Here is a 22,377-nt window from a genome sequence, read left to right as displayed (position 1 = left end):
TGTCAGGTCGGGTCGGTGGGCGCGAGCAGGGCCGCGAGGGTCGCGCCGCGCAGCAGTTCGGCCCGGCGCCGGCGGTCCACCTCGCCGCCGAGGAACGGCGTCGAGTTCATCAGGCCGAACGCCGCGTGGGCGAGCACCCGGGCCGCGCCGTCGGGCAGGCCGGGGTGCAGCGCGGTCAGCACGGTGACCCATTCCTCGACGTACATCCGCTGGAGCCGGCGGATCCGGCGGCGCGGCTCGTCCGGGAGGCGGTCCAGCTCGTGCAGGTGCAACGCGATCACCGCCGGGTTCGCCAGCGCGAAGTCGACGTGGAAGTCGATCAGCGACTCCAGCGCCGCACGCGGGTCGCCCGGGTGACCGGCGGCCCGTTCCCGCCCGCCCGCGAGCAACCCCTCACTCACCGGGATCAGGGCGGCGACGAGCATCGCCTCCTTGCCGGCGAAGTGGTGGTAGAGCGCGGGACCGGTGACCCCGGCCGCCGCGCCGATGTCGTCCATCGACACACCGTGGTAGCCGCGCGCCGCGAAGAGGCCGACCGCGATCTCCAGGATCTCGTCCCGCCGGGACCGGCGCCGGGCCGCACCCGCCGCACCCCGTGCCTGCTGTTCCACCGCCACCGGACCAGCCTAGACCTCGCGTTCGAACTGGGGCAGCCGCGGTTACCCAACGGTTGCCCCAGCCCGTCGTGTCAGTCCTCCTCGATGCCGTGGTCGGCGCGGACCTTCGACGCCTCGGCCTCCCGGCCCTGCTCGTCGAGCGCGCGGGCGAGCAGCCAGGCGGCCTGCGTGGCGGGACGGGAACCGCTGGGCAGCCCGCCCAGGACCGGGCGCAGCAGCCCTTCGGCCTGCTCCGGCCGCCCGTCGCGCAGCAGCAGCTCGCCGGTCAGCACCTCGACCTGCGCCGCCTCGCCGAACGCCTCGATCGACCGGAGGCGCTCCGGCACCCCGTCCACCCGGTCCAGCGCGGCGGTGAGGCGGTCCTCGCCGATCAGCACCCGGGCCACCGCGTCGGCGGCCATCGCCCGCTCGTACGTGACCACCGGCGCCTCGTCGGCCTCGGCCGGGAGCGCGGCCGCTGCCTCGTCCACCCGCTCGATCGCTGCGACCGCGGCCGGCAGGTCGCCGGACCAGTGCAGGGCGAGCAGTTCCCGCCGCCGGGCCCGCAGCTCGTCCACCTGGAAGCCGGCCAGCCGCCAGGCGGTCGCTGCCGCCGCGAACCGCTGCGCGGCCAGGGCGTCCCGGTCGGCGTCGTAGAGCAGGCCACCGGACTCCTCCAGCACCTGCGCCCGGTGGGGGAGATTGTCCGGCCCGTCCAGGTTCTCGGCCAGCGTGTCGAGCACCGTGAGCGCCAGATCCGTCTCGCCGAGGCCGGCGTAGATGCCCGCCAGCATGTGCCGGCACCGGTCCGCCTCGGCCTGCGCGCCGGCCCGGTCGAGCCCGAGCACCGCCTCCTCGGCCACCTCGGCGGCCTCGGCCAGCCGACCGGCCACCCGGTACGCCTCGGCCAGCTCCCAGCGCAGCAGCGCGTCGCCCTCCAGCCCCTGCTCGACGCAGAGCGTGACCGCCTCGGCCAGATCCTCCACCGCCTCGCCGGCCCGGTCGGCGGCCATCAGCGCCCGGCCCCGGGTGACCCGCAGCGGCAGGTGGGCGCCGGCCGGGGCGACCGACAGCGCCTCCTCGCACGCGGCCACCGCGTCGGCCGGGTCGTCGGTGGCGCGGGCGTACGCCAGGCAGGCGCCGGTGAGCATCTCGGCGTCGCCCAGCTCGCCCGCCAGCCGGCGGGACCGCGCCGCCGCGTCCCGGAACTCCTCGGCCCGCTCCAACTGCTCCAGCACGTGCGTGCGGTGCAGCGCGACCCGCCCGGCCAGCCACGGATCGGCGTCCGCCTCCGCCTCGGCCCGGTCGAGCGCGTCGAGCGCCTCCGCCCACTGCTCGCGGTGCACGTGGGCCAGGGCGAGCCGGTCCCAGCCGGCGGCCCGGTCACGCGGCTCGCCGTGCTCGGTCAGGTAGCCGGCCGACTCCCGGGCCAGGGCCATCCCCTCGTCCGCGCTCTCCTCGACCATGCTGAGCAGCACACCGAGCCGCCCGGCCACCACCTGGGCGCGCAGCGGGTCCGGCACCTCCCGCCACGCGGCGAGCGCCTCGCGGTTGACCTCGATCGCCACCGGCACGCCGTCGTCGTCCTGGGACAGCTCACCGGCCCGCAGCTCCAGCCGCCAGGCGCGGGTGGTCGCGGGCACGTCGGCGTCACCGAACCGCTCGTCGTACGCGTGCAACGCGGCGACCAGGCCGTCCCGGCGGTTGGTGCGCCAGCACTCCTCGGCCAGCGCGAGCAGCTCGTCGGCACCGGCGTCGGCCGGCACGGTCACCGGCTGCGGAGAGGCCACCGGCGCGTCCGAGCCGGTACGCGGGGCGGGCACCGCCGGGCGGCGCAGGCTCGCGGAGAGCGGCAGGTGCTCGCCGACCGGCCCGGCCGCCAGCTTGCGGGCGATCAGGCCGGACTGGTGCGTGGTGCCGTTGCGCGCGTCGAACCGCTCGGCCAGCGCGGTCGCCGTACCGGCCAGCTCGTCGGCGAGCGCACCCGCCGGCACGTCGGCGGCGGCCCGCTCGCCGGAGGCGCGGCGGTGCACAGTCAGCTCGGCCGGCACCTGACGCAGCGCGGCCGAGGCGGCGGCCGCGAAGTGCATCGCGGCGGCAGGGGTGGGCGCGCGGTCCAGCCAGTCCAGGTGGCGCTCGACCAGTTCCAGGGCGCGGGCCTCGTTGCCGGTCACGGTGCAGAACTCGACGTGGTCGGCGATGTCCCACAGGTCGGCGAGGTGCCCGCGCACCCGCCGGTACGCCTCCCGGTGTGCGTCCCGCGCCGCGTCGGTGCGGCCGGTCTCGCGGTAGGGCGTGAGCAGCGCGGTGAGGATCCCCTGCGGCTGCTCGCTACAGGTGAGCCGCCCGGCGAGCACCGGCTCGGCCAGCGCCACCGCCTCCTCGTGGCGGCCGTGCCGCACCAGGTGCGCGACCTGCGTGGTCGGGTCGCAGCCGGCGCAGTCGGAGAGCGTGTCGCGCGGGGTGGTCATCCACTTGCGGTACCACTGCTCCGCCGCCTCGTCGTCGCCCAGGTGCGCGGCCACCAGGTAGCGGTGCTTGTAGACCGCCTGGAGCGAGTGCCCGGAGTCGCGGTAACGCCGCTCCATGTCGTCGAGCACCGCGTACGTCCGGTCCAGCGGCAGCTCCGGGAACTTCACCATGGCGTTGACCATGTACTTGAAGAACCAGAGCAGCTGGTGCGTGTAGCGCTGGTGGTAGGGCTGCGGATCCTTGTCGTACTCGGCCAGGCACCAGGAGAACGTGACGAAGGACTTCGCCGGTTCGCCGCCGTAGACGTACGCGGTGGTGCCGGTGACCCGGGCGGCGAAGGCGAGGTGTCTGTCGTCGCCCGCGTCGGCGCGGCGCAGCAACTGCTCCAGCGCGGCGATCTGCCCCGGCCCGTACGGCATGGATTCGATCTCGTGGTGCATCCGCCAGAGGTCGTCGTCAGTCACGGGTCTCTCCCGGTACGGCCCGGCCGAGCAGGCCGAGGAAGGAACTGTTCAGCAGTGCGGCGTCGGCCGCCCGGATCGGGTGGTGCCCGAGCAGCAGGGCCTGCCCGTAGAGCGCCTCGACGGCCAGCCCGACCAGCTCCGGGTCGGCGAGCGTGGTGACCCGGCGGACCAGCGGGTTGCGGTGGTTGAGCACCAGTTGCGGGCGGTCCGGCGGCGCTGAGGCGGCGAGCGCGTCGAGCACGCCGCCCCACAGCTCGTCGGCCTTGTCCCGGCTGGCGGCGAGCTGGTCGTGGAACGCGGCCGACCGGGACACCAGGTAGAGCGCCGGCAGCGAGACCGGGTCGTACGCCCGGATCACGACCTCACAGCCGAGCCGTTCCAGGGCCCGCTGCGCGGCGGTGAGGAACGGCCGCAGGGCCAGTTCGGTCGCCGGGTCGAGAATCTCGAACCGGGTGGTCAGGTCGCTCGGCTCCAGCCGCTCGATCAGCACCGAGCGGTCCACTGTGGGCAGCCGCTCGATCAGCTCGGTGTCGTACGTGTAGCCGCCGTTGACCACTGCCACGTCCTGCGCGGCGGCCACGGCGGCGAGCTGGCGGAACTCGTCCAGGCTGGCGGCGTACCGGAGCACGCCGTGCCGCTGCCGGAACTCGGCGAGCGTCATCGTGCCGACGTTGGTGTCCATCGGCCACCACTGGTCGACCAGCCGCAGCATCTCGTCGTCGTGCATCGCGAGCGCCTTGACGCCGAGGTGGTGCACCTGGAGGAACTCGCCGAGCCGGCGCGGGTCGTGCTTGGCGAGGCGGACCAGCCAGCCGCGGATCTGGTCGCCGAGCGCCTCCCGGACGGAGGTGAGAAGCGCGTCCTCGTAGAGCGCCTCGCGGCTGGCGGTGGGCCGCAGCTCACTGGCGTCGACCACGCAGTGGGCGAAGAAGGCCCACTCGGGCAGCAGCCCGTCGGCGTGCTCGCTGAGCAGCATCCGCTTGAGGTAGACCCGGTGCCCGGCCCGGGCGGCCGGGTTCACCGCGGCGGGCAGGATGAACGCCACGCCGGTCAGGCCGGCCTCGGGCACCGACAGCGGCACCACGTCGAACGGGACGAACCCGAGCAGCTCCTGCGCGTACCGCTGGAGGGCGGCCCGGTCCACCGGCGCACCGGGCGTGGTCGGCCACGGCGGCGGGCCGGCGGTGGTCGGCGTGTCACCGACCCGCACGTCGACCGGCAGCAGGCCGCCGTAGAGGCGGGCCAGCTCGGTGACAGTGGGTACGCCGAGCCACTGGTCGGCGTCGCGCCGGGGCACCAGCGTGACTGTGGTGCCGGGCTCGTCCCGGGCCTGGTCCGGCTCGGCGAGCCGTACCGCGTACCGCCCGTCGGACCAGCCCGTCCAGAGCACTGTGGGCTCGTCGGCGTGCCGGGTGACCACCCGGATCTCGTCCGCCACCAGGAAGCAGGAGAGCAGGCCGATGCCGAACTGGCCGAGGAACTCGTGCCGGGAGAAGCCCAGCTCGTCGCGCTTGGAGCTGCGGCCGATGGTGGCGAGCAGTTCATGCACCTGCGCCTCGGTCAGGCCGATGCCGGTGTCGTGCACGCGCAGCGTCCCGTCGCCGGTCAGCTCCGGCGGCTCGATGCGGACCCGGGCCGGGGCTTTCGGCTCGGTGGACCGGCGCGCGGTGATCGCGTCGACGGCGTTCTGGAGCAGCTCGCGCACGTAGACCCGCGGACTGCCGTAGAGGTGATGACTGAGCAGGTCGACCACGCCACGGAGGTCCACCTGGAAGGTGCGGTCCAATCGCGCTCCCGGTTCGGATTTTCGGCGCTCACCGTACCGGTCAGCGCCGACAGTGTCCGTCCCGTTTCACCCCGGCGGCTTGACCTTCCACCGGGTGCAGGGCACACCGTCTCCCGGCATGACGATCACCGCCGTCCCGGGCCGCGACTACCGGCTGCTCTGGTCCGCCGCCGTCTGCTCGCAGGTGGGGGACTCCCTGCGTACGCCGGCTCTGGCCCTGCTGGCCGCCACGCTCACCCGCGACCCTCGCGCGGTAGCCGCGGTGACAGTGGCCGGGCTCCTTCCGCCGCTGCTGTTCGGCCTGCTCAGCGGCGTGTACGCGGACCGGTGGGACCGGCGGCGGACGATGGCGGTGGTGGACGGGGGGCGGGCCGTGGTGGTGGCGGCGCTGGCCTGGTCCGTGGCGACCGGGCACGCCGGGATCGCCACGCTGGTCGTCGTCGCCTCGCTGCTCGCCCTGCTGGGCACGCTCTTCGACGCGTCCGCGTACGCGCTGCTGCCCACTGTGGTGCCGCCCGAAGGGCTGGCGGGCGCCAACGCCCGCCTCCAGGCCGGAACCGCGGTCGCGGGGGGATTCGTCGGCGCCCCCTTGGCCGGTGTCCTCTTCGCCGTCTCCCCCGCACTCCCGTTCACCGCCGACGCCCTGACCTTCGCCCTGGCCGCCGTCCTCATCCTCGCCATCCCCGCCCCGACTCCCCGCCGATCTTGCACTTTCCGCCCCGGCAAAGCCGCGCAAAAAGGACGGTCGAGGGGCCACAACCGCAAGATCAACGAGGACAAGGGCGGGGTTTGGGAGGGGATTCGGTTTCTTCGACGGGATCGGGTTCTCCGGGCGCTGACAGTCGGGACGGCCGGGTCGAATCTGGCCATCGGAGGGCTGGCCTCGGTGCTCGTGCTCTATGCGCTGGCCGTGCTTCGGGTGCCGGAGGCGGCGTACGGGCTGTTCGCGGCCGGCGCGATCGCGGGCGGGCTGGGCGGCGCGCTGTTCGCCGGACGGCTGGCCGCCCGCTTCGGCACGCTGCCCACGCTGCGTGTCGTGCTGCTCGGTCAGACGCTGGCGCTGGCCGGATTCGCGCTGGCCCGGCACCCGCTGACCGGCGGCCTCGCGATGGCCGGGTTCACCGCCGGCTCCACGATCTGGAACAGCCTGCGGGCGGCGTACGGGCAGCGGCACGTACCCCCGGATCTGCTCGGCCGGGTGGGCGCGGCACAGCGGGTGGCCGGGCTGGCCGCCGCACCGGCCGGCGCGGTGCTGGCCGGTCTCGCCGCCCAGGCGTTCGGCCTGACGCCTGTCCCCTGGGCGGCCGCCGCGGTCTTCGCCCTGGTCACGGCCGCCGTCTGGGTGACCTTCCGAGCGCGCACCGGCCCGCCCGCCGCGCCACCGCACTGATCACCCGCCCCGCGCGTCAGCTATCGGGCCGCGCGGGCTCGAAGCCGGCCAGGCGAACGGCGATCCGGTGACGGAGCGGCGGGAGCGTGGAGACCGCCCGGAGCAGCAGATTCCGCAGCGGTCGCACGGCCGGCGGTGCGGCGGCGAGCCGGGTCAGCCCGGCGGCGAAACCGAGCACCTCCTCGGCGCGGGGGCGACGGTCGGCGGCGTACCCGTCGAGGGCCTGCGGGCCGGCGGCGAGCGCGTCGCCGAGGGCGACTGCGTCGCGCAGGCCGAGGTTCATCCCCTGCCCACCGGCCGGGCTGTGCACGTGCGCGGAGTCCCCGGCGAGCAGCACCGGCCCGGACCGGTAGGTGCTCGCGATCCGGTGGTGGATCCGGAACCGGGACGCCCACGCCATGCCGGTGACCCGGTCCGGCCTGCGCGCCGGGCCGCGCTCGTCCAGCAGCGCCTGGAAGTGGTGCGCCTGCGGGTCGCGCGGCGCGTCGTCCACAGTGGCGACCAGCCGGACCGTGCCGTCGGGCAGCGGCGCCCAGACCAGCGGGCCCCGGCGGGACAGGAAGAGGCTCACCTGGTCGCGCGGGAGCGCGCTGTCCACGTGGACGTCGGCGAGCAGGAACGACTCCCGGGGGTCGGCCGGGCCGCCGAAGCCGATGCCGGCCAGCTCGCGGACCCGGCTGTGCATCCCGTCCGCGCCGACGACCCAGCGTGCCCGGACCGCGCGGCCGCCGTCGAAGCGGGCGACGGCGCCGTCGCCGTCGAGGTCCAGGCCGGTCATCTCGTACGGCCGCAGCACGCGCCCGCCGAGCGCGGTGAGCTGGTCGGTGAGCACCGCCTCGGTCTCGGCCTGGGAGATCAGCAGCGCGTACGGGTAGCGCGACGGCAACCTGTCGAAGGGGACGGTGACCAGCACCCGGTCCCGGTCGCGGACGCCGAACCGGGCCGAGTGCAGCCCTCGCGCGGCCAGCGGCGCGGCGACCCCGATCCGGTCCAGCACCTCCAGGGTGCCGGCGTGCACGACTGCGGCGCGTGAGGTGACCGGCGGCTCGGCGAGCCGGTCGACGACGGTAGCGGTCACCCCGTGCCGGGCGAGCGTGACCGCCGCGGCCAGGCCGGTCGGCCCGGCTCCCACCACGAGGACGTCGGTGCGTTCGGGCAGCATCGCTTCCACCTCCGGGCTCGGTCAACAACTGTTTGCCAACGCTTGTTGACTTCACTGTAGAGCCGATGTCAACACGCGTTGGCATACAGTCGTGGACGTGACCGAACCCGCCACCCGCACCCGCCGCTCGGACGCCACCCGGGCGGCCATCCTGCGTGCCGCCCGGGAACGCTTCGCCGCCGACGGCTACGACCGGGCCACCATCCGGGCCATCGCCGCCGACGCCCGCATCGACCCGTCGATGGTGATGCGCTACTACGGCAGCAAGGAGGGGCTGTTCGCCGCGGCGGCCGAGTTCGACCTGCGCCTGCCCGACCTGGCCGAGGTGCCGCCGGACCGGCTCGGCGAGACACTGACCCGGCACTTCGTACGCCGCTGGGAGGCGGACGGGACACTCGTCGCCCTGCTCCGGGCCGCCGCCACCAACCCCGGCGCGGCCGAACGCATGCGCGGGATCTTCGCCGGCCAGCTCGCCACCGCGGTGGCCCGATCCGGTGCCGACCCGGCGACCGCCGACCGCCGGGCCGGTCTGGTGGCCAGTCAGATCCTCGGTCTCGCGCTCACCCGGTACGTCGTCCGGCTGCCACCCGTGGTGGACCTCGACCCCGAGGAACTGGCCGACTGGGTCGGCCCGACGATTCAGCGCTACCTGACCCAACCTTTGCCCCCGTCCCGCGCGTCTGGCGGGTGACGGAGGGAGGAGCCGGATGGGGCGTGACGCGGACGACGGGCGGGCGGACTACCTCGCCTTCGTCGAGTCGCACCAGCACCGGCTGCTGCGCGCCGCGTACCTGATCTGCGGGAACCGCCACCAGGCCGAGGATCTGCTCCAGGACGCGCTGCTCAAGCTGGCGCTGCGCTGGCCGTCGGTGCGCGACGGCGACCCGGCCGCGTACGTGCGCGCCATCCTCTACCGCGACGCCGTCTCCTGGTGGCGGCGCCGACGCCGGGAGTGGCTCAGCGCGTACCCACCGGACCGGCCGGGTGCCGACGCCGACGCGGCGCTGCGGCTCACCGTGCGCGCCGCGCTGGACCGGCTGCCGCCACGTCAGCGGGCCGTCGTGGTGCTGCGCTACTTCGAGGACCTGACCGAGGTCGCCACCGCCGAGGCGCTCGGCGTCACCGTCGGCACCGTCAAGAGCCAGTGCCACGACGCGCTGCGCAAGCTGCGCGACGTCGTACCCGCCCCCGGCACGTCCGGAGACGGCCTGGTGACCGGGATGGAGGCGAACCCGTGAGCGAACCCGAGCTGACCCGGCTGCTGACCCGGGCCGCCGAGGAGATCCGGCCGACCCGGCCGGCCGAGGCAGGATGGGAGCGGGCCGGACGGGTCCGCCGCGCCCGCCGGGCCGCCGGCGTCGCGGCCGTCGCCGTGGTCCTGCTCGGCGGCGGTACGACCGCGCTCCTGCACCGCTCCGGCCCGCCACCGGCCGCACCGCCCCGCCCGACTGTGACGGCGGCACCGAGCGCGCCTGTGGTGCAGCGGCCCCCGGACCGGCTCGGCGAGGCGGGCGACCCGCTGGGCCGGCTCGGCGACCGGGTCGCCTTCGCCCTCTCCGACCGCCCGGTGAGCCGGGCGCTGGCGCTGTACCAGCCGGTCGACCCGGAGACCGGCGACGCCGGTCCGGTCCGGGTGCTGGGTGACGACGGCATGGTCCGGGAACTCGACGTGGTGACGCTCGCGCCCACCCGCGACGCCGAGGGCAACGAGGCCACTCCACTGAAGCCGGGCAGCCTGTCGCCGGACGGCCGGACCGCCGCGTTCGCGCAGACCGGTGAGGTGGTCGTGGTCGGCCTGACCGACGGCGCGGTCCGCCGCTATCCGCTCACCGGCTACCTGGAACACGTGCTCTGGGCCGGGGACCGGCTGCTGGTCGGGGACAACGACACCACGTACGAGCTGGACCGGCGCACCGGGGCGGCGCGGAAGCTCGCGGTCGACCCGTGGACGCTCGTCGTGCCCGAGCCGGCCCGGTCCGGTGACCTGTTCACAGTGGGCGGCTGGTCCGGGGACGGCGGCCTGGCCGTACGCCGGTTCCCCGCCTCGGGTGGCGCGCCGGAGCGGCGGCCGGTGACCGCCGGGGAGCTTCCCCCCGGCTACCAGCTGAACGAGGTCTACGGGCGGGGCTGGCAGCGCGGCGACCGGATCGCCCAGGCCGGGTGGACCACCACCGCGGGCGCCGCCGGCACGATGAGCGGCGCCGAGGGCGTGGCGGTGCTGGACGCCCGCACCGGCGCGGTGACCCGCCTGCTCGACCTCGGGCGCGAGGGCAGGACCAAGGGGTGCTGCGAGGTGTACGGGTGGACCGCCGACGGCGCGGTGCTGCTCCGCTACGACGCCGGGCTGGCCCGGTGGCGGCCGGAGACCGGCGCCGTCGACTGGGTGGCGAGCAACGTCCCCGGCCGGCTGTCGATAGCCGCCCGCTGACCGGTCCGGAACGCGGCCGGACCGGCGTAACAGCGGAACCGGCCGGTCCCGCCGCGGTGACGGCGGGACCGGCCGGGACGCTCAGCGGGTCAGGCCGCCGGGCTGGTCGCCCTTCACGACGGGGGCCCGGACCAGGTTGCCCCACTCGGTCCACGAGCCGTCGTAGTTGCGCACCTGCGGGAACCCGAGCAGGTGGTGCAGCACGAACCAGGTGTGGCTGGACCGCTCGCCGATCCGGCAGTACGCGACCACGTCGTCGGACGGGCTCAGCCCGAGCTGGTCGCCGTAGATGGCGCGCAGCTCGTCGGCGGACTTGAACGTGCCGTCGTCGTTCGCGGCGGACTTCCACGGCTTGCTCACCGCGCCCGGGATGTGCCCGCCACGCAGCGCGCCCTCCTGCGGGTAGTCCGGCATGTGCAGCATCTCGCCGGTGTACTCGCCGGGCGAACGCACGTCCACCAGCGGCCGCCCGGCCGCCACGTGCGCCATGACCTGCTCCCGGTACGCGCGGATCGGCGCGTCGTTGCGCTCCGGCACCGGGTACGAGGCGCGGGGCCGGCTCACCTTGTCCCGGGTCAGCTCCCGCCCCTCGGCGATCCACTTCTGCCGGCCGCCGTCGAGCAGCCGTACGTCCTGGTGACCGAAGAGGGAGAAGACCCAGAGGGCGTACGCGGCCCACCAGTTGAAGTTGTCGCCGTAGAAGACGACTGTGTCGTCCCGCCCGATGCCCTTGGCCGCGCACAGCTCGGCGAAGCTCGCGGCGTCCAGGTAGTCGCGGGTGACCTGGTCGTTGAGTTCGGTGTGCCAGTCGACCTTGACGGCGCCGGGGATGTGGCCGGTGTCGTAGAGGAGCACGTCCTCGTCGGACTCGACCACCACGAGCCCTTCGTCGCCCAGGTGCTCGGCCAGCCACTCGGTGGTGACCAGGCGCTGCGGGTCGGCGTACGACTGGAGGTGGGGATGCGGATCGCTCGGCACAGGCATGATCCCCAAGGTACGCCGGATCAGCGCGGTGCGGTGCCGGTCAGGCGCGGCGGTGCACCAGGCGGCCGGCGACCACTGTCGCCAGGCAGGAGCCGTCCGCGTCGAACACGGCGAGGTCGGCGCGCCCGCCGGTCACCAGCGCGGGCGGCCGGGCGGCGGGCAGCACCGCCACCTCGTTGCGGGCCGCGGCGGAACGCAGCGCCGGGTCGGTGACGTGCTCGTCGAGCACTGCGGCCACGCCGAGCCGGAACAGCGCGTGCACCCGCTCGCGGGGCGTGGGCGCCGGGGGCAGCGGGCCGTCGTGCACGAGCGCCGGCCCGAGCGTGCCGGCCCATCGCCGCACCCGCACCCCGGGGTACGCGCCGGACAGCTCGGCCGTGGGCACTATCGCCTCGACCCGGTCACCGGCGACCACGACCGCCAGCCCGGTGCGGGGTGGGTCGTCGGGTGTCAGCCGCAGCAGGTCGGCGGCGTGGACGGTTCGCACGCTCAGTCGCGCTCGACCGGCCCGAGCACCGGCCGCTTGGCGGTGACGAAGTCGCCGGAGGACCGCCCGGTCAGCCGGCGCTTGATCCACGGCGCCAGGTGCCGGCCGGCCCAGCGCAGGTCGGCGGCGCGCGCGGCGAGCCACGGGCTGGGCGCCGGATGCGGCGGCACCATCAGCCACTCCTCCTCGCAGCCGACGCCGAGCGCGGTGAGCACCTGGGCCGCGACCCGGCGGTGGCCGGCGGCCGACAGGTGCAGCCGGTCGGTGCTCCAGAGCAGCGGGTTGAGGTAGGTGTCGTCGGCGTACAGGTCGACCAGGATCGCGCCGTGCCGCTCGGCCACCTCGCCGACCGCACGGTTGAGCAGCGCGACCCGGGGGGCCACCAGCCGCTGGCCGGGCAGCCGGGCCATCACGTCGGCGAACCGGAACAGCACCACGTCGCTGCCGCCGGACCGCAGCCGCTGCACGACCGAGTCGAAGCGGGGGACGAACGAGTCCGGGTCGAAGCTGCGGCGCAGCACGTCGTTGCCGCCGGCCGCGAAGCTGATCAGGTCGGGCTTCATGGCCAGCGCGGACGGCACCTGCTCGGCCACCACGTTGGGGAACAGCCGGCCGCGGATGGCCAGGTTGGCGTACCCGAAGTCGGGCCCGGCCTCGGCGGCGAGGCGGGTGGCGACCAGATCGGCCCAGCCCCGGTAGCTGCCGTCCGGATACGCGTCGTCCATGCCCTCGGTGAAGCTGTCGCCCACCGCCACGTAGCTGCGCCAGCGCACGGCGCCTCCCTCAGACGTCCCGGCAGAAGTGCGTCGCACAGTCTGTCACCGCGCGGACCGGTCCCGCTGACCCTGGACGCCGGACGTGGCGGATGTCTCGACGTCCTGTTCACGACAGCCACCCGAGGGGACAAATCCGTCCGACACGTCCGGCGGGGCAGAATCCGTCGTCCGGACCGGGGATGATGTCTGCCGTCATCCGGCCGGGCGAAACCGTCCGGCCGGTCCCGCACACGGCACGAGCGAGGAACCACATGACGCAGGGGCACCCACCGGCGGGCTGGCCACCGCCCGGCAACGCCGACCCCCGGTACGCCGCAGCACCGCCGCCCGCGCAGCCGGGACCGTGGGGGCCGCCGCCTGCGACGCCGAAGTCCCGCCGAGGGCTCTGGATCGGGCTCGCGGCGGGTGCGCTCGCGCTTGCGCTCTGCGCCGGCACGGCGGTCGGCGTCGGGCTGGGCCTGCGCGGCGACGACGAGGAGGGCCCGGCGCCGAAGGCGGCAGCCGGCGCGAACGGCGTCACCGTCACGAACGCCGAGCTGACCGCCCTGCTCGACCGGCACAGCAAGGCGCTGGCGGCGAAGGACCTGGACGGCTACCTGGCCGCGTTCGACCCGGCCCGTAAGGAGCTGATCGCCGGGCAGAGCCAGCTGTTCCGCAACCTGGGGAAGCTGCCGCTGTCGGTGGCCCGCTACGAGACGATCGAGCGGCAGGGCCGCGCCGGCGACGCCTTCGGGCAGGGCGTCACGTTCCAGCTCGACGTCTCGTTCGTGCACCAGCTCGACGGCTTCGACCTGGCCCCGGTCACCGAGTGGTACCGCTGGACGATCGTCCGCACCGGCAAGGACGCGCCGATCCGGGTCACCGCTGTGACCGGCGCTCCGGCCGCCGGGAACGGTGGCTCGAAGACCGTCCACTACCCCGGTCCGTGGGACAAGTGGCGGGAGATCCACGTCGAGCGGACCCCGCACGCCCTGCTCATCGCCGACGCCGCCCGGGCCGGCGTGGCGAAGCGGTACGCCCCGGCCGCCGATGTGGCGGTGACGAACGGCCTGGCCGTGTGGCGGGCCAGCGGGCCGCCCGGCCCGGTGCCGAGCGGCTTCGTCATCACGCTCGCCGACGGCAAGGACGAGATGACCTCGCTCTACCGGATCGGCACCGAGAAGGCCACCGAGGCGGGCTTCTCGCTGGGCCTGGTCGCGGCCGAGCGCAAGGACGGCAAGGACACGATCGGCGGCACCCGCATCGTGGTGGACACCAGCGACCGTTACTTCACCCGTACCGGCGGCGACAACGACGCCCGCATGGTGTTGCGGCACGAGGTGGCGCACTCCCTGATGACGCCCCGCACCGACCTGACCGCTGTGGACGCGTTCAGCAAGCTCGACGAGTGGGTGGTCGAGGGCTTCGCCGAGTACATCGCGTTCCACGGCCGCCCGCTCGGTGCCAGCGAGCGCACCGCGCAGGCCCGGCAGCTGGTCCGCGGCGGGTGGAACGGCACGCTGCCCGGCAACGGCGAGTGGGACGACCCCGACCGGCTGAGCTTCCACTACTGGCTCGGCCACGCCGCGATGAACCACCTCGCCGAGAAGCACGGCGAGCCGAAGCTGTTCCGCTTCGTCGAGGCGGTCTACGCCGGTACCCCGACCGACCGCGCCGCCCGGGACGTGCTGGGCGTGTCGCTCGACGAGTTCCAGGCCGGCTGGGCCGCCTACGTCCGCGCGCAGGCGCGCTGACCCGGAACGGAGACGACGAATGACGTACCAGCACCAGCATCCGCCGCCCGCGTACCCGCCGGCGGGATGGCCGGGTCCGGCCGGTGCGCCGCCGGCGGCGCCGAAGCGGCGCGGACGCGTGGCGTTGCTCGTCGCCGGTGGCCTGGTGGCCGTGCTCGCGGTCGCGGCCGGCACCGCCTACGGCGTGTCCCGGCTGGTCGGCGGCGATGACGACGACGGGAGGAAGCTGCGTACCGCCTGGGTGCTCGACTTCCCGGAGCGGCAGCGCAACGGGCTGAAGACGTACGACGGGCAGGACATGTTCGGCGCCTGGCTGGTCGGCGACGCGGTGGTCCGGGCCCAGCCGGACGGCGTCATCGCCTACCGGCTCGACGACGGCGCCCAGGCGTGGGGCGTGCCCGCGCCCCAGGCGACCTCGCTGTGCGCGGCCGCGCAGACGCTCGCCGAGGGGCGGGGTGTGGTGGCGCTCGGTTCCGCCGACTCGTGCGACACGATCGTCGGCTTCGACGCTGCCGCCGGCACGCAGACGTGGCGGGCGACGTTCCCCGTCGAACGCCGGACGGGCCGGTCCGAGATCGTCGCCCCGGACCTGTCGGTGACCGCCGGGCAGGTGGTCGTCCGCAGCGGCGAGAACGTCCTCGGCTACTCGCTGGCCGACGGCAAGCGGCTGTGGCAGACCGACGCCGACCGGCTGCTGCCGGGCCGCGACTGCCGCCTGACCGACGCGCAGGCCGCCGGGGACCAGGCCGTTGTGACCGCGCTCTGCGACGGCGACCGGGGCGCGCTGCTCGGTCTGGACCCGGCCACCGGCAAGCCGCGCTGGCAGCAGAAACTGCCCGCAGCGCAGCAGAGCGCCGGGGTGCTGAGCGTCGACCCGCTGGTCAGCCTGCCCGGTCTGAGCACCGAGACGTTCGTCGCGCGCGACGCCGCCGGCAAGGCGCGGGCCACGTTCGGCAACCCCGTCGACGGTACGCGGTTCAGCGACCTGCCGGTCAACCGTTCCAACACGGTGAGCGGGCCGGGGATCCGGCCGTACCTGGCCGACGCGGACACGCTCTACCTGCCCACCGAGGCGACGAACGTCGGCGGCAAGATGCGCCAAGCCAACCAGGTGGTGGCGATCGACCTGGCCACCGGGAATCGGCGCTGGGTGTCGGCCGGGCACACCGACAGCGAGGTGGAACTCGTCCGCCTCGACGAACAGGGCCTGCTGGCGTGGGAGGTGGGCGACCGGCGTGACCTCGCGCCACGGCTGGTCCGGATCGACCCGGCCACCGGCGAGGTCACAGTCGTGGCCGAGGCGCCGCTGTCGGCCGGCACCGAGGGCAGCGACGCGAAGGTGCTGGAGCGAGACGGCACAGTGGTGCTGGTGCCGTGGAAGCACGTCACAGCGGATGCGGCGATCACCGTGCTGCGCTGAAAAGACACGGGGCGGGCCACCCGTCGGTGGCCCGCCCCGCGTCGCCTTTCGTCAGGCAGGCACGTAAGCCAGCAGCAGCGCCCCGCTCAGCCCGGCCGGCTCGGTCACCGTCCCGACCGGCTGGAAACGCTTGTCCAGAACGCTGATGCCGTTGTCGCGCCGGACCAGCACCGTGCCGTCGGTGCTGAACAGGATGCTCCGCACCTCGCCCGTGCCGGGCAGGTCGACCACCTTGCTGGTCCTGGTGTCGACCACCGCGAAGCTCCCGTCGTTGCGGGTCTCGTCCTTGTTGATCCAGCCGACGGCCACGTACCGGCCGTCCGCCGAGACGCTGCGGACCCGCCAGCCGTCGTAGCGGGCCGCCTGGGCCGTCGGCGGCGTGTAGCGGTAGAACGTCACCTTCGGGTCGGTCGTCGCGTACGGCCGCCCCTCGGAGACGGCGGCCCAGTTGCGGCCGTCCGGCGTCCACCACTTCAGAGTCTCGTTGCCGGCGTCGCCGTCGGCGGGCTTGCGGCTGCTCAGGTCGATGAGCGCCATGTGGCCGTCCTGCTGCACCAGCACCCGGTCGTTGGTGTTCCACACGAGCGGGTCGCCGCCGTCGCAGGGCGCCTTGCCGGAGAAGGGCGGCTCCGTCGCGATGGTGGCCCGGTCGCTGCCGTCGATCCGGGTGGTCACGAGCTTGCCGGCCTCCGCTCCGGCTGCTCCCTCCACCCAGGCCAGCCGCTCGCCGTACGGCGAGATGGTGATGGTGTTCCGGACGCAGTCGCCGCCGCCGTACGGGACGCTGGCGCTCACCCGGTCGGTGCCGCCCTTGACGACGTGCACCTCCGCGGCCTGCTCGCCGAACGACAGGTAGTACCGGGTGCCGGGCAGTGCGGCGGAGGAGGCGTCCGACGGGCTCGGGGCGGCGGACGACGGTGCGGCGGCGGACGACTGCCCGGCTGCGGGGGCGGACGGCGTGGACCCGCCGTCGCCGCAGGCGCTCACGCCCACGGCGACGAACGCGGCGGCGGCGAGGGCGGCGACGGTACGTAGTCCGCGGGCGCTGGTGACGATGACGTTCACGATTCGATCCTCGGGGGTTGGTTGGTGCGCGTCTCTGATGCACTCCCAGACGTCGGTTTCGATCTGCATGGTTGCCGCCTGATCGAAAGAACTTCGGCCCCGGGTCGGCGGACGCGGACAGGCCCCCGGCGCACGAAGCGCCAGGGGCCTGTAGGGGTTGTCTGAGGCGGCTCAGGGCACGTACGCCAGCAGTGCCCGGTTCCGGGTCGGTGCCGGCTCGGTCACCGTGCCGAGTGGCTTGAACTCACGGTCGAGGACCGTGATGCCGGTGCCGCGCCGCAGCAGCACCGTGCCGTCGGCGCTGAACAGGATGCTCCGCACCTCGCCCGTGCCGGGCAGGTCGACCACCTTGCTGGTCCTGGTGTCGACGACCGCGAAGCTGCCGTCCCGGCGGGACGGGTCGGTGCCGATCCAGCCCACTGCCACGTAGCGGCCGTCGGTGGACACGCTGCGGGCCTCCCAGCCGTCCCACTTCGCGGCCTCCTGCTGGGGAGGGGTGTAGGTGTACTGCCGCAGGTCGGTGGTGTCCGAGACGTAGGGTTTGCCGTCCGACTCGGCGGCCAGCCAGGTGCCGTCGGCGGACCAGCAGCGTTTGGTCTCCTGGCCCGGGTCGCCGACGACCTGCTTGTTGGCCACCACGTCGTAGAGCACGGACTGGCCGTTCTTCCGCTGCACCATCAGCCGGTCGTCGCCCTTCCACCGCATCGGCCGGGCGCCGAAACAACTGATCCCCTCCGCGAGGGTCGTCGCCCCCTTGTCTCCGACGGTGGCGATCAGCAGCACCCCGCTCGCGTTGTCGGTGCTGTCCTGCACCCAGACCACCCGCTTGCCGTCCGGCGAGACGCTGACGGTGTTGGACTCGCAGCGAGAGGCGGCTTCGTGGACGACCTCGTGGACCACCCGGTCCCGCGTGCCGCGGACCTCATGGATCCGCGATCGGGTGGACGTCTGCTCCAGGTAGTAGCGGGTACCGGCGAGCGCCGACTGCGACTGGCCGGTGGCGGTACTCGCGTCGGGGGAGGGCGTACGGGACGGCTCGACCGGCGGGGCGGTGACTGTGACCGACGGGCCGGCCGGTGCGGGCGCCTGGCTGTTCGGCCGGATCGCCAGCGCGGTCCCGGTCGCGGCGGCCAGCACCACGAGCGCGGCGGCGGAGGTGGCGACGGCCCGCTGGATGCCGAGCCGCCGCGAGGTACGCAGCGCCCGGTCCCGCAGGTCGACCGGGGTGACCTCCTCGGCCAGGTCGGCCAGGTCGAAGCGCAGTCGGTCCTGGTTCATCGGGCGGTTCCTTCCGTGACGTACAGCTCGGCGAGCTCCGGGGCCACGCTGCGCAGCTTCGCCCGCGCCTTGGAGGTCTGGCTCTTGACGGTGCCGACGGTCACGCCGAGCAGGTCGGCGGCCTCGGATTCGGTACGGTCCTCGAAGAACCGCAGGACCAGCACGGCCCGTTGCTTGGCGGACAGCCGGGCCAGCGCGGCCCGGAGAGCCAGCCGGAGCGTGGTCTGCTGGGCGTGGTCGGGGGCCGAGTCGCCTCCGCGCGGCTCGGGCATGTCGCCCGGCATCGACTCGGCCACCCGGCGGCGCCGCCACCAGGAGACCTGCAGGTGGTACATGGTCTTCCGGGTGTACGCCTCCGCGTTGCCGGTCTCGTGCAACCGGTTCCAGGCACGGTGGGTACGGGCGAGGGCGGACTGGACGAGATCCTCGGCCAGATGCTGGTCGCCGGTCAGCAGGTAGGCGGATCGCAGTAACGCGGGGGTACGAGTTCGGACGAACAGGTCGAACTCATTCAGGAGAGGGTCCACACGAGCCGGTCCTTGGGGTCAGGTGGTACATCAGCGTGACGCCTTCCGAGACGCCACCTGCGCACGCCATGGTTGCCGCCGCCGGTGACTCTTTCTCGACAGCCCTCGGCCTGGCGTCAGCAGTCGAAGACCGACCAGCAGATGTCGTTGCGCAGGCGCTGGTCGTCCAGGACCAGGTCGCGGATCTCCGCCGGGAGCTGGTCGCGCTGCCACCGGCACTCGTCCCGCCCGGCCGCCTCGGCGAGACCGGCGGGCGCCGCTGCGCGTACCGCCTTGATCGCGTACGCGGCGGCACCGAGTTCGTGGGCGGCCACGTGGGCCACGACGGCGGCCTGACCGGCGGCGTACGCGGCGTTGCGTGCCGCCCCGCGCAGGTCCCGGGCCGCACCCATGGCGTGACCGCCCGCCGCACGCGCCTCCATCATCCTGACCTCGCCCCGCACCCAGGCGCGGGTGTGCTCGATCGCCTCGCGTGGGCGGCTGTCGTCCGGCCGGACCGCCTCGAACATGCCGAGGACGTGCTCGGCGCAGGTGGCGGCCCAGAGCGCCAGCAGGTGGTGGTGCTCGTCGGTGAGAGTGCCGCCCCGGCGGATCGTCGTGAACCGGGGATCGCGGACCTTCGGCAGGATCACGACGCGGCCTCCGGCCCGGCGGTGCCCTGGCGCAGGTCGTGGTCCAGAGTGCTCATCAGCCGGGCGACCCGACTGCCGCCGCCGGTCAGCGGCGGATAGCGGCGGAGCACGTCGACGAGCACCGGCGTGGCGAGCCGTCGGGACCGGTCCACCTGCGAATCCCCGACGGCCTCGTCGCCGCCGGCCTCCAGTTCGGCGACGCGCGCGGCGTTGGCGGCCGCCCGCAGGATGTGACCGACCTGGGTGGCCTTCGCGATCGGGTGCAGGTACGCGGCCGCGGCGGCGTCACCCGCGGCCCGGGCGGCCAGGCGCGCGGCCTCGGTGGGCGCGGACCGGGCGGCCCGGTGCGCGTCGAGGGACGTGACCCGCTGAAGTCTCGTCCGGGCGGCGCCCCGCGCGAACGTCCAGGCCGCGTCGACAGCCGCGCGGGGACGCGGGTCACCGGGAACCGCCCGCTCGTAGACCGGGAGCACGTCCTCCGCGTGCCGGACCGCGTACCGCGTCACCTCGCGCAGCTCGTCCGTCGTCAGGTCGAAGTCCCCGGGCGCTGTCATGACGCGGGCATCGTATCGGTGATGCTGCGCCGGTACGGCCCCCAGCCGACGAACCGCTCGAACAGCTCGCGCGGGGTCGGCCCGTCCTGCGGGTTGAGGCGGAACAGGTCGTGGGTGGCCTCGTGGTAGAGCCCGGACAGGTAGACGGCCAGGTCGACGGGGTGGTCCGCGTACTCGACCTTGAGCAGCAGGCGGGCCTGCGCGCAGGGCCACGGTCCGCCGCAGGCGCGGCAGAGCCAGAGCGGCCGGATCGGCAGGTGGGCCGGGTGGTCCGGCGGGTAGGGGCGGGGCCGATCGGGGTACGGCCCGAGCCGCGGTACGGGAAGGTTCATGCGTGACAGTCTGCTGAGCGAGCCACTACTCTCGGAAGCCGTCGCGGCCGGTCCGGGGAGAGACCGGGAGACCGGTGGCCGACTGGGGAGGGCGTGTGGAGAACGAGCCGACCGCCGAGCTGATCCGTGCGCAACTGCGGCGGCTGCGGGTGCGGGCCGAGCTGAGCCAGGAGGAGTTCGGGAGGCTCGTGCACTTCTCCGGCTCCCAGGTGTCGGCGGTCGAGCTGGGCCACCGGCCGCTCGACCGGTTCTTCCTCGCCCGGGCCGACGAGGTGCTCGGCACCGGCGGGCTGTTGATGTCGCTGCTCAAGCTCGCCGAGCGCGACGGCCAGCCGAGCTGGTTCCGCCCCTGGCTCGAAGCCGAACGCCAGGCGCAGCAGTTGCGCTGCTATCAGCCGAGCCTCATCCCGGGCCTGTTACAGACGGAGAACTACGCCCGCGCGATGATCCGCACGGACGACATGCTCGCCGAGCAGGAGGCCGAACGGCGGCTCGCGGTCCGGCTCGACCGGCAGACCGTTCTGGCCGGCGCCGATCCACCCAAGTTCGTCGCGGTGATCGAGGAAACCGTGCTGCGCCGCGCCGACGAGAGCTTTCGCGGGTTGATGAGTCAGCAGGTCGCGCACCTGATCGAGGCGAGCAGCCACCCTCATATCGCGGTACACGTCATTCCGGCCGACGTGGGACTGCACATCGGACTGACCGGACCGTTCACCCTCGCCCGAGGTGGTGACGGCGGTTGGATCGGCTATCTGGAGAACCAGCTCGGCGGAACAGTGATCGACAAAGATGAGCACGTGGCTATCCTGCTGTCCAGATGGGAGAGCGTCCGAAGTGAGGCGTTGTCCCGTCGCCAGTCGATCGAGCTGATGAAGGAAGTGGTCGAGTCATGGAGCTGATCGGCGCGCTCTGGCGCAAGTCCAGTCGTAGCGGGCAGAGCGAGTGTGTCGAGGTGGCGGACAACCTGGCCGGAGTGGTCGGGGTGCGGGACAGCAAGGACCCGGCCGGGCCGGTGCTCACCTTCACGCCCGACGCCTGGCGCACCTTCGTCCGGCTCAGCGGGCGCCGCGCGTCGAGCTGATCAGCACTGTGTGCTTGCGTACCCGGAAGGCGCCCTCGGCGTCGATGCGCGCCTCGATCGCGGCGCGGGCGGCCGCCTCCTGCGCGGCGGGCAGCGGCCCGATCATGCTGGCGACGTACGCCAGGATCGGCTCCGCGGCGGGCACCACCAGCTCGTCCGGGTAGCGCTCGACCGTCACGTCGTCGAAGTGGGCGGCGACCCGGGCCGGTGTCGTCTCGGCGGTCACGTCGTTCCGGTCGTGGAACCGGACAGCCAGGTCGGGGCACCCGATCACCGGGCCGAGCGTGTTCAGCTCGGCCATGTGGTCACGGCCGTTCACGGCGACGGCGAGCCGCCCGCCGGGGCGCAGCACCCGGGCGAACTCGCGCAGCGCGGCGTCCGGATCGTCCAGGTGGTAGAGCATGCTGTTGGCGATCACCGCGTCGGCGACGCCGGTGCGGAACGGCAGGTGCGTGGCGTCGCAGCGCAGCACCCGCGCGCCGGGCACCTCGCGCAGCCGCGCGCACATGGCGGGCGAGAAGTCGGTGAGGGTGAGCCGGGGTCGGTGGCCGATCCGGTGCCACAGCTCGCCGGTGCCGGCGCCCACCTCCAGCACGTCGCCGGACAGCGGCAGCCGCTCGCCGAGCCAGGCGAACCAGTCCTGCGGGTTGGTGCCGTACGAGTGCAGTGCCATGCGGGCGGTCAGGTTGCCCGTCGTCGTCGCGTACTGGCTCACGGCGCGCGCCGAAGGAGTGGTGGTCATCCGCCGAACTTAGAGGAAGCGGTTCTGCGGGATCCCCGGTATTAAGCGTTGCTAGCTACCGGTACCTAGTGTTACTTTCTACTGGTACTCAGCGACGCTCAATAGCGAGGGAACGAGGACATGGCCAACCAGATGACGGAGATGCTGAAGGGCACCCTCGAAGGCATCGTCCTGGCGATCCTGGCCCGCCGATCCGCGTACGGCTACGAGATCACCGCCTGGCTGCGCGACCGCGGATTCTCGGACATCGCGGAAGGCACCATCTACGCGCTGCTCGTCCGCGTCGAGCAACGCGGTTTCGTGGACGTGGAGAAGGTTCCCTCCGAGAAGGGGCCCCCGCGGAAGGTGTATTCGATCAACGCAAAGGGGCGGGATCAGCTCGCCGAGTTCTGGCGGACGTGGAGCGTCCTCGCGGAACGCATCGACCACCTTCGTGACGACGACGACCGGCACGACGAAGGAGCATGA

23 protein-coding genes are annotated in these 22,377 nt (G+C 74.0%); 9 read left to right on the top strand and 14 right to left on the bottom strand.

The window, feature by feature from the left end; translation table 11 throughout:
* Positions 1-2 precede the first annotated feature (2 nt).
* The 3 genes from MICAU_RS00370 to MICAU_RS00360 all read right to left on the bottom strand — a co-directional run bounded on the left by MICAU_RS00370 (position 3) and on the right by MICAU_RS00360 (position 5,318).
* Entirely contained in the window at positions 3-617 is a 615-nt protein-coding gene (locus tag MICAU_RS00370; protein WP_013283284.1) for a TetR/AcrR family transcriptional regulator, read from the bottom strand.
* A gap of 71 nt (positions 618-688) precedes the next feature.
* Complete coding sequence (locus MICAU_RS00365) at positions 689-3,532, bottom strand: hypothetical protein (RefSeq protein WP_013283283.1); 2,844 nt, start codon at positions 3,530-3,532, stop codon at positions 689-691.
* Entirely contained in the window at positions 3,525-5,318 is a 1,794-nt protein-coding gene (locus MICAU_RS00360) for an HSP90 family protein (protein ID WP_013283282.1), read from the bottom strand. The genes MICAU_RS00365 and MICAU_RS00360 overlap by 8 nt, the downstream gene beginning before the upstream one ends.
* Positions 5,319-5,436: 118 nt before the next feature.
* Here MICAU_RS00360 and MICAU_RS00355 point away from each other — a divergent pair, with 118 nt between their 5' ends.
* A complete protein-coding gene (locus MICAU_RS00355; protein WP_013283281.1) occupies positions 5,437-6,708 on the top strand; it encodes an MFS transporter in 1,272 nt (423 codons plus the stop codon).
* A gap of 16 nt (positions 6,709-6,724) precedes the next feature.
* Here the strand turns inward: MICAU_RS00355 and MICAU_RS00350 are convergent, their stop codons facing one another.
* Positions 6,725-7,870 (bottom strand): FAD-dependent oxidoreductase, encoded by a 1,146-nt coding sequence (locus tag MICAU_RS00350; RefSeq protein ID WP_013283280.1) that lies wholly within the window; start codon positions 7,868-7,870, stop codon positions 6,725-6,727.
* 91 nt (positions 7,871-7,961) lie between these two features.
* On the opposite strand from MICAU_RS00350, the gene MICAU_RS00345 reads away from it, so the two are divergent.
* From MICAU_RS00345 to MICAU_RS00335, 3 genes are read left to right on the top strand one after another with little or no spacing between them, the layout of a single operon-like run.
* On the top strand, positions 7,962-8,561 hold the full coding sequence (locus MICAU_RS00345; protein WP_013283279.1) for a TetR/AcrR family transcriptional regulator: 600 nt from the start codon (positions 7,962-7,964) through the stop codon (positions 8,559-8,561).
* Between the two features lie 16 nt (positions 8,562-8,577).
* Positions 8,578-9,108 carry a SigE family RNA polymerase sigma factor gene (locus MICAU_RS00340; RefSeq protein WP_013283278.1) on the top strand — a complete coding sequence of 177 codons (531 nt, stop codon included), beginning with the start codon at positions 8,578-8,580 and terminating at the stop codon, positions 9,106-9,108.
* Complete coding sequence (locus tag MICAU_RS00335; protein WP_013283277.1) at positions 9,105-10,298, top strand: hypothetical protein; 1,194 nt, start codon at positions 9,105-9,107, stop codon at positions 10,296-10,298. The genes MICAU_RS00340 and MICAU_RS00335 overlap by 4 nt, the downstream gene beginning before the upstream one ends.
* An 81-nt stretch (positions 10,299-10,379) precedes the next feature.
* Here the strand turns inward: MICAU_RS00335 and MICAU_RS00330 are convergent, their stop codons facing one another.
* The 3 genes from MICAU_RS00330 to MICAU_RS00320 are packed head-to-tail and all read right to left on the bottom strand — an operon-like array spanning position 10,380 to position 12,542.
* Positions 10,380-11,282, bottom strand: coding sequence for a sulfurtransferase (locus MICAU_RS00330; protein ID WP_013283276.1), 903 nt, complete (start codon positions 11,280-11,282; stop codon positions 10,380-10,382).
* A 40-nt stretch (positions 11,283-11,322) separates the two neighbouring features.
* Positions 11,323-11,769, bottom strand: a complete 447-nt coding sequence (locus MICAU_RS00325; RefSeq protein WP_013283275.1) for a hypothetical protein — start codon at positions 11,767-11,769, stop codon at positions 11,323-11,325.
* Between the two features lie 2 nt (positions 11,770-11,771).
* Positions 11,772-12,542: an SGNH/GDSL hydrolase family protein gene (locus tag MICAU_RS00320; protein WP_013283274.1), complete on the bottom strand. Its 771-nt coding sequence runs from the start codon at positions 12,540-12,542 to the stop codon at positions 11,772-11,774.
* A 254-nt stretch (positions 12,543-12,796) separates the two neighbouring features.
* Between MICAU_RS00320 and MICAU_RS00315 the strand changes: the two genes are divergently transcribed.
* Together MICAU_RS00315 and MICAU_RS00310 are read left to right on the top strand one after the other, a co-directional pair.
* Positions 12,797-14,278: a hypothetical protein gene (locus tag MICAU_RS00315; RefSeq protein ID WP_013283273.1), complete on the top strand. Its 1,482-nt coding sequence runs from the start codon at positions 12,797-12,799 to the stop codon at positions 14,276-14,278.
* Between the two features lie 19 nt (positions 14,279-14,297).
* A complete protein-coding gene (locus tag MICAU_RS00310; RefSeq protein WP_013283272.1) occupies positions 14,298-15,698 on the top strand; it encodes a PQQ-like beta-propeller repeat protein in 1,401 nt (466 codons plus the stop codon).
* A 51-nt stretch (positions 15,699-15,749) separates the two neighbouring features.
* Here the strand turns inward: MICAU_RS00310 and MICAU_RS00305 are convergent, their stop codons facing one another.
* The 6 genes from MICAU_RS00305 to MICAU_RS00280 form a co-directional block, all read right to left on the bottom strand.
* Positions 15,750-16,763, bottom strand: a complete 1,014-nt coding sequence (locus MICAU_RS00305; protein WP_232236630.1) for a hypothetical protein — start codon at positions 16,761-16,763, stop codon at positions 15,750-15,752.
* Positions 16,764-16,934: 171 nt separating this feature from the next.
* Positions 16,935-18,041, bottom strand: coding sequence for a TolB-like translocation protein (locus tag MICAU_RS00300; RefSeq protein WP_013283270.1), 1,107 nt, complete (start codon positions 18,039-18,041; stop codon positions 16,935-16,937).
* Positions 18,038-18,568 carry a SigE family RNA polymerase sigma factor gene (locus MICAU_RS00295; protein ID WP_013283269.1) on the bottom strand — a complete coding sequence of 177 codons (531 nt, stop codon included), beginning with the start codon at positions 18,566-18,568 and terminating at the stop codon, positions 18,038-18,040. The genes MICAU_RS00300 and MICAU_RS00295 overlap by 4 nt, the downstream gene beginning before the upstream one ends.
* A gap of 116 nt (positions 18,569-18,684) precedes the next feature.
* Complete coding sequence (locus MICAU_RS00290; protein WP_013283268.1) at positions 18,685-19,200, bottom strand: putative immunity protein; 516 nt, start codon at positions 19,198-19,200, stop codon at positions 18,685-18,687.
* The gene (locus MICAU_RS00285) at positions 19,197-19,754 is read right to left on the bottom strand and encodes a putative immunity protein (protein ID WP_013283267.1); all 558 of its coding nucleotides are present in this window, start codon (positions 19,752-19,754) and stop codon (positions 19,197-19,199) included. The genes MICAU_RS00290 and MICAU_RS00285 overlap by 4 nt, the downstream gene beginning before the upstream one ends.
* A complete protein-coding gene (locus MICAU_RS00280) occupies positions 19,751-20,086 on the bottom strand; it encodes a hypothetical protein (protein ID WP_013283266.1) in 336 nt (111 codons plus the stop codon). The genes MICAU_RS00285 and MICAU_RS00280 overlap by 4 nt, the downstream gene beginning before the upstream one ends.
* Positions 20,087-20,181: 95 nt before the next feature.
* On the opposite strand from MICAU_RS00280, the gene MICAU_RS00275 reads away from it, so the two are divergent.
* Both MICAU_RS00275 and MICAU_RS00270 read left to right on the top strand, forming a co-directional pair.
* Entirely contained in the window at positions 20,182-20,985 is an 804-nt protein-coding gene (locus MICAU_RS00275; RefSeq protein WP_013283265.1) for a helix-turn-helix domain-containing protein, read from the top strand.
* Positions 20,976-21,167: a DUF397 domain-containing protein gene (locus MICAU_RS00270; protein ID WP_013283264.1), complete on the top strand. Its 192-nt coding sequence runs from the start codon at positions 20,976-20,978 to the stop codon at positions 21,165-21,167. Before MICAU_RS00275 ends, MICAU_RS00270 begins: the two co-directional genes overlap by 10 nt.
* Here MICAU_RS00270 and MICAU_RS00265 read toward each other — a convergent pair.
* Positions 21,142-21,909 carry a class I SAM-dependent methyltransferase gene (locus MICAU_RS00265; protein ID WP_013283263.1) on the bottom strand — a complete coding sequence of 256 codons (768 nt, stop codon included), beginning with the start codon at positions 21,907-21,909 and terminating at the stop codon, positions 21,142-21,144. The genes MICAU_RS00270 and MICAU_RS00265 overlap by 26 nt on opposite strands.
* Before the next feature lie 120 nt (positions 21,910-22,029).
* Between MICAU_RS00265 and MICAU_RS00260 the strand changes: the two genes are divergently transcribed.
* Positions 22,030-22,377: a PadR family transcriptional regulator gene (locus MICAU_RS00260; RefSeq protein ID WP_013283262.1), complete on the top strand. Its 348-nt coding sequence runs from the start codon at positions 22,030-22,032 to the stop codon at positions 22,375-22,377.

It is taken from the genome of Micromonospora aurantiaca ATCC 27029, from assembly GCF_000145235.1.
Lineage (GTDB): Bacteria > Actinomycetota > Actinomycetes > Mycobacteriales > Micromonosporaceae > Micromonospora > Micromonospora aurantiaca.
The sequence above is the reverse complement of the archived record's forward strand: the minus strand, read 5'-3'. Positions and strand labels throughout refer to the sequence as shown.

Coding starts and splice junctions, on each gene's coding strand:
- MICAU_RS00355 (WP_013283281.1), top strand. CDS start 5,437: ATGACGATCACCGCCGTCCCGGGCCGCGACTACCGGCTGCTCTGGTCC.
- MICAU_RS00350 (WP_013283280.1), bottom strand. CDS start 7,870: ATGCTGCCCGAACGCACCGACGTCCTCGTGGTGGGAGCCGGGCCGACC.
- MICAU_RS00340 (WP_013283278.1), top strand. CDS start 8,578: ATGGGGCGTGACGCGGACGACGGGCGGGCGGACTACCTCGCCTTCGTC.
- MICAU_RS00330 (WP_013283276.1), bottom strand. CDS start 11,282: ATGCCTGTGCCGAGCGATCCGCATCCCCACCTCCAGTCGTACGCCGAC.
- MICAU_RS00315 (WP_013283273.1), top strand. CDS start 12,797: ATGACGCAGGGGCACCCACCGGCGGGCTGGCCACCGCCCGGCAACGCC.
- MICAU_RS00310 (WP_013283272.1), top strand. CDS start 14,298: ATGACGTACCAGCACCAGCATCCGCCGCCCGCGTACCCGCCGGCGGGA.
- MICAU_RS00300 (WP_013283270.1), bottom strand. CDS start 18,041: ATGAACCAGGACCGACTGCGCTTCGACCTGGCCGACCTGGCCGAGGAG.
- MICAU_RS00285 (WP_013283267.1), bottom strand. CDS start 19,754: ATGACAGCGCCCGGGGACTTCGACCTGACGACGGACGAGCTGCGCGAG.
- MICAU_RS00280 (WP_013283266.1), bottom strand. CDS start 20,086: ATGAACCTTCCCGTACCGCGGCTCGGGCCGTACCCCGATCGGCCCCGC.
- MICAU_RS00270 (WP_013283264.1), top strand. CDS start 20,976: ATGGAGCTGATCGGCGCGCTCTGGCGCAAGTCCAGTCGTAGCGGGCAG.
- MICAU_RS00265 (WP_013283263.1), bottom strand. CDS start 21,909: ATGACCACCACTCCTTCGGCGCGCGCCGTGAGCCAGTACGCGACGACG.
- MICAU_RS00260 (WP_013283262.1), top strand. CDS start 22,030: ATGGCCAACCAGATGACGGAGATGCTGAAGGGCACCCTCGAAGGCATC.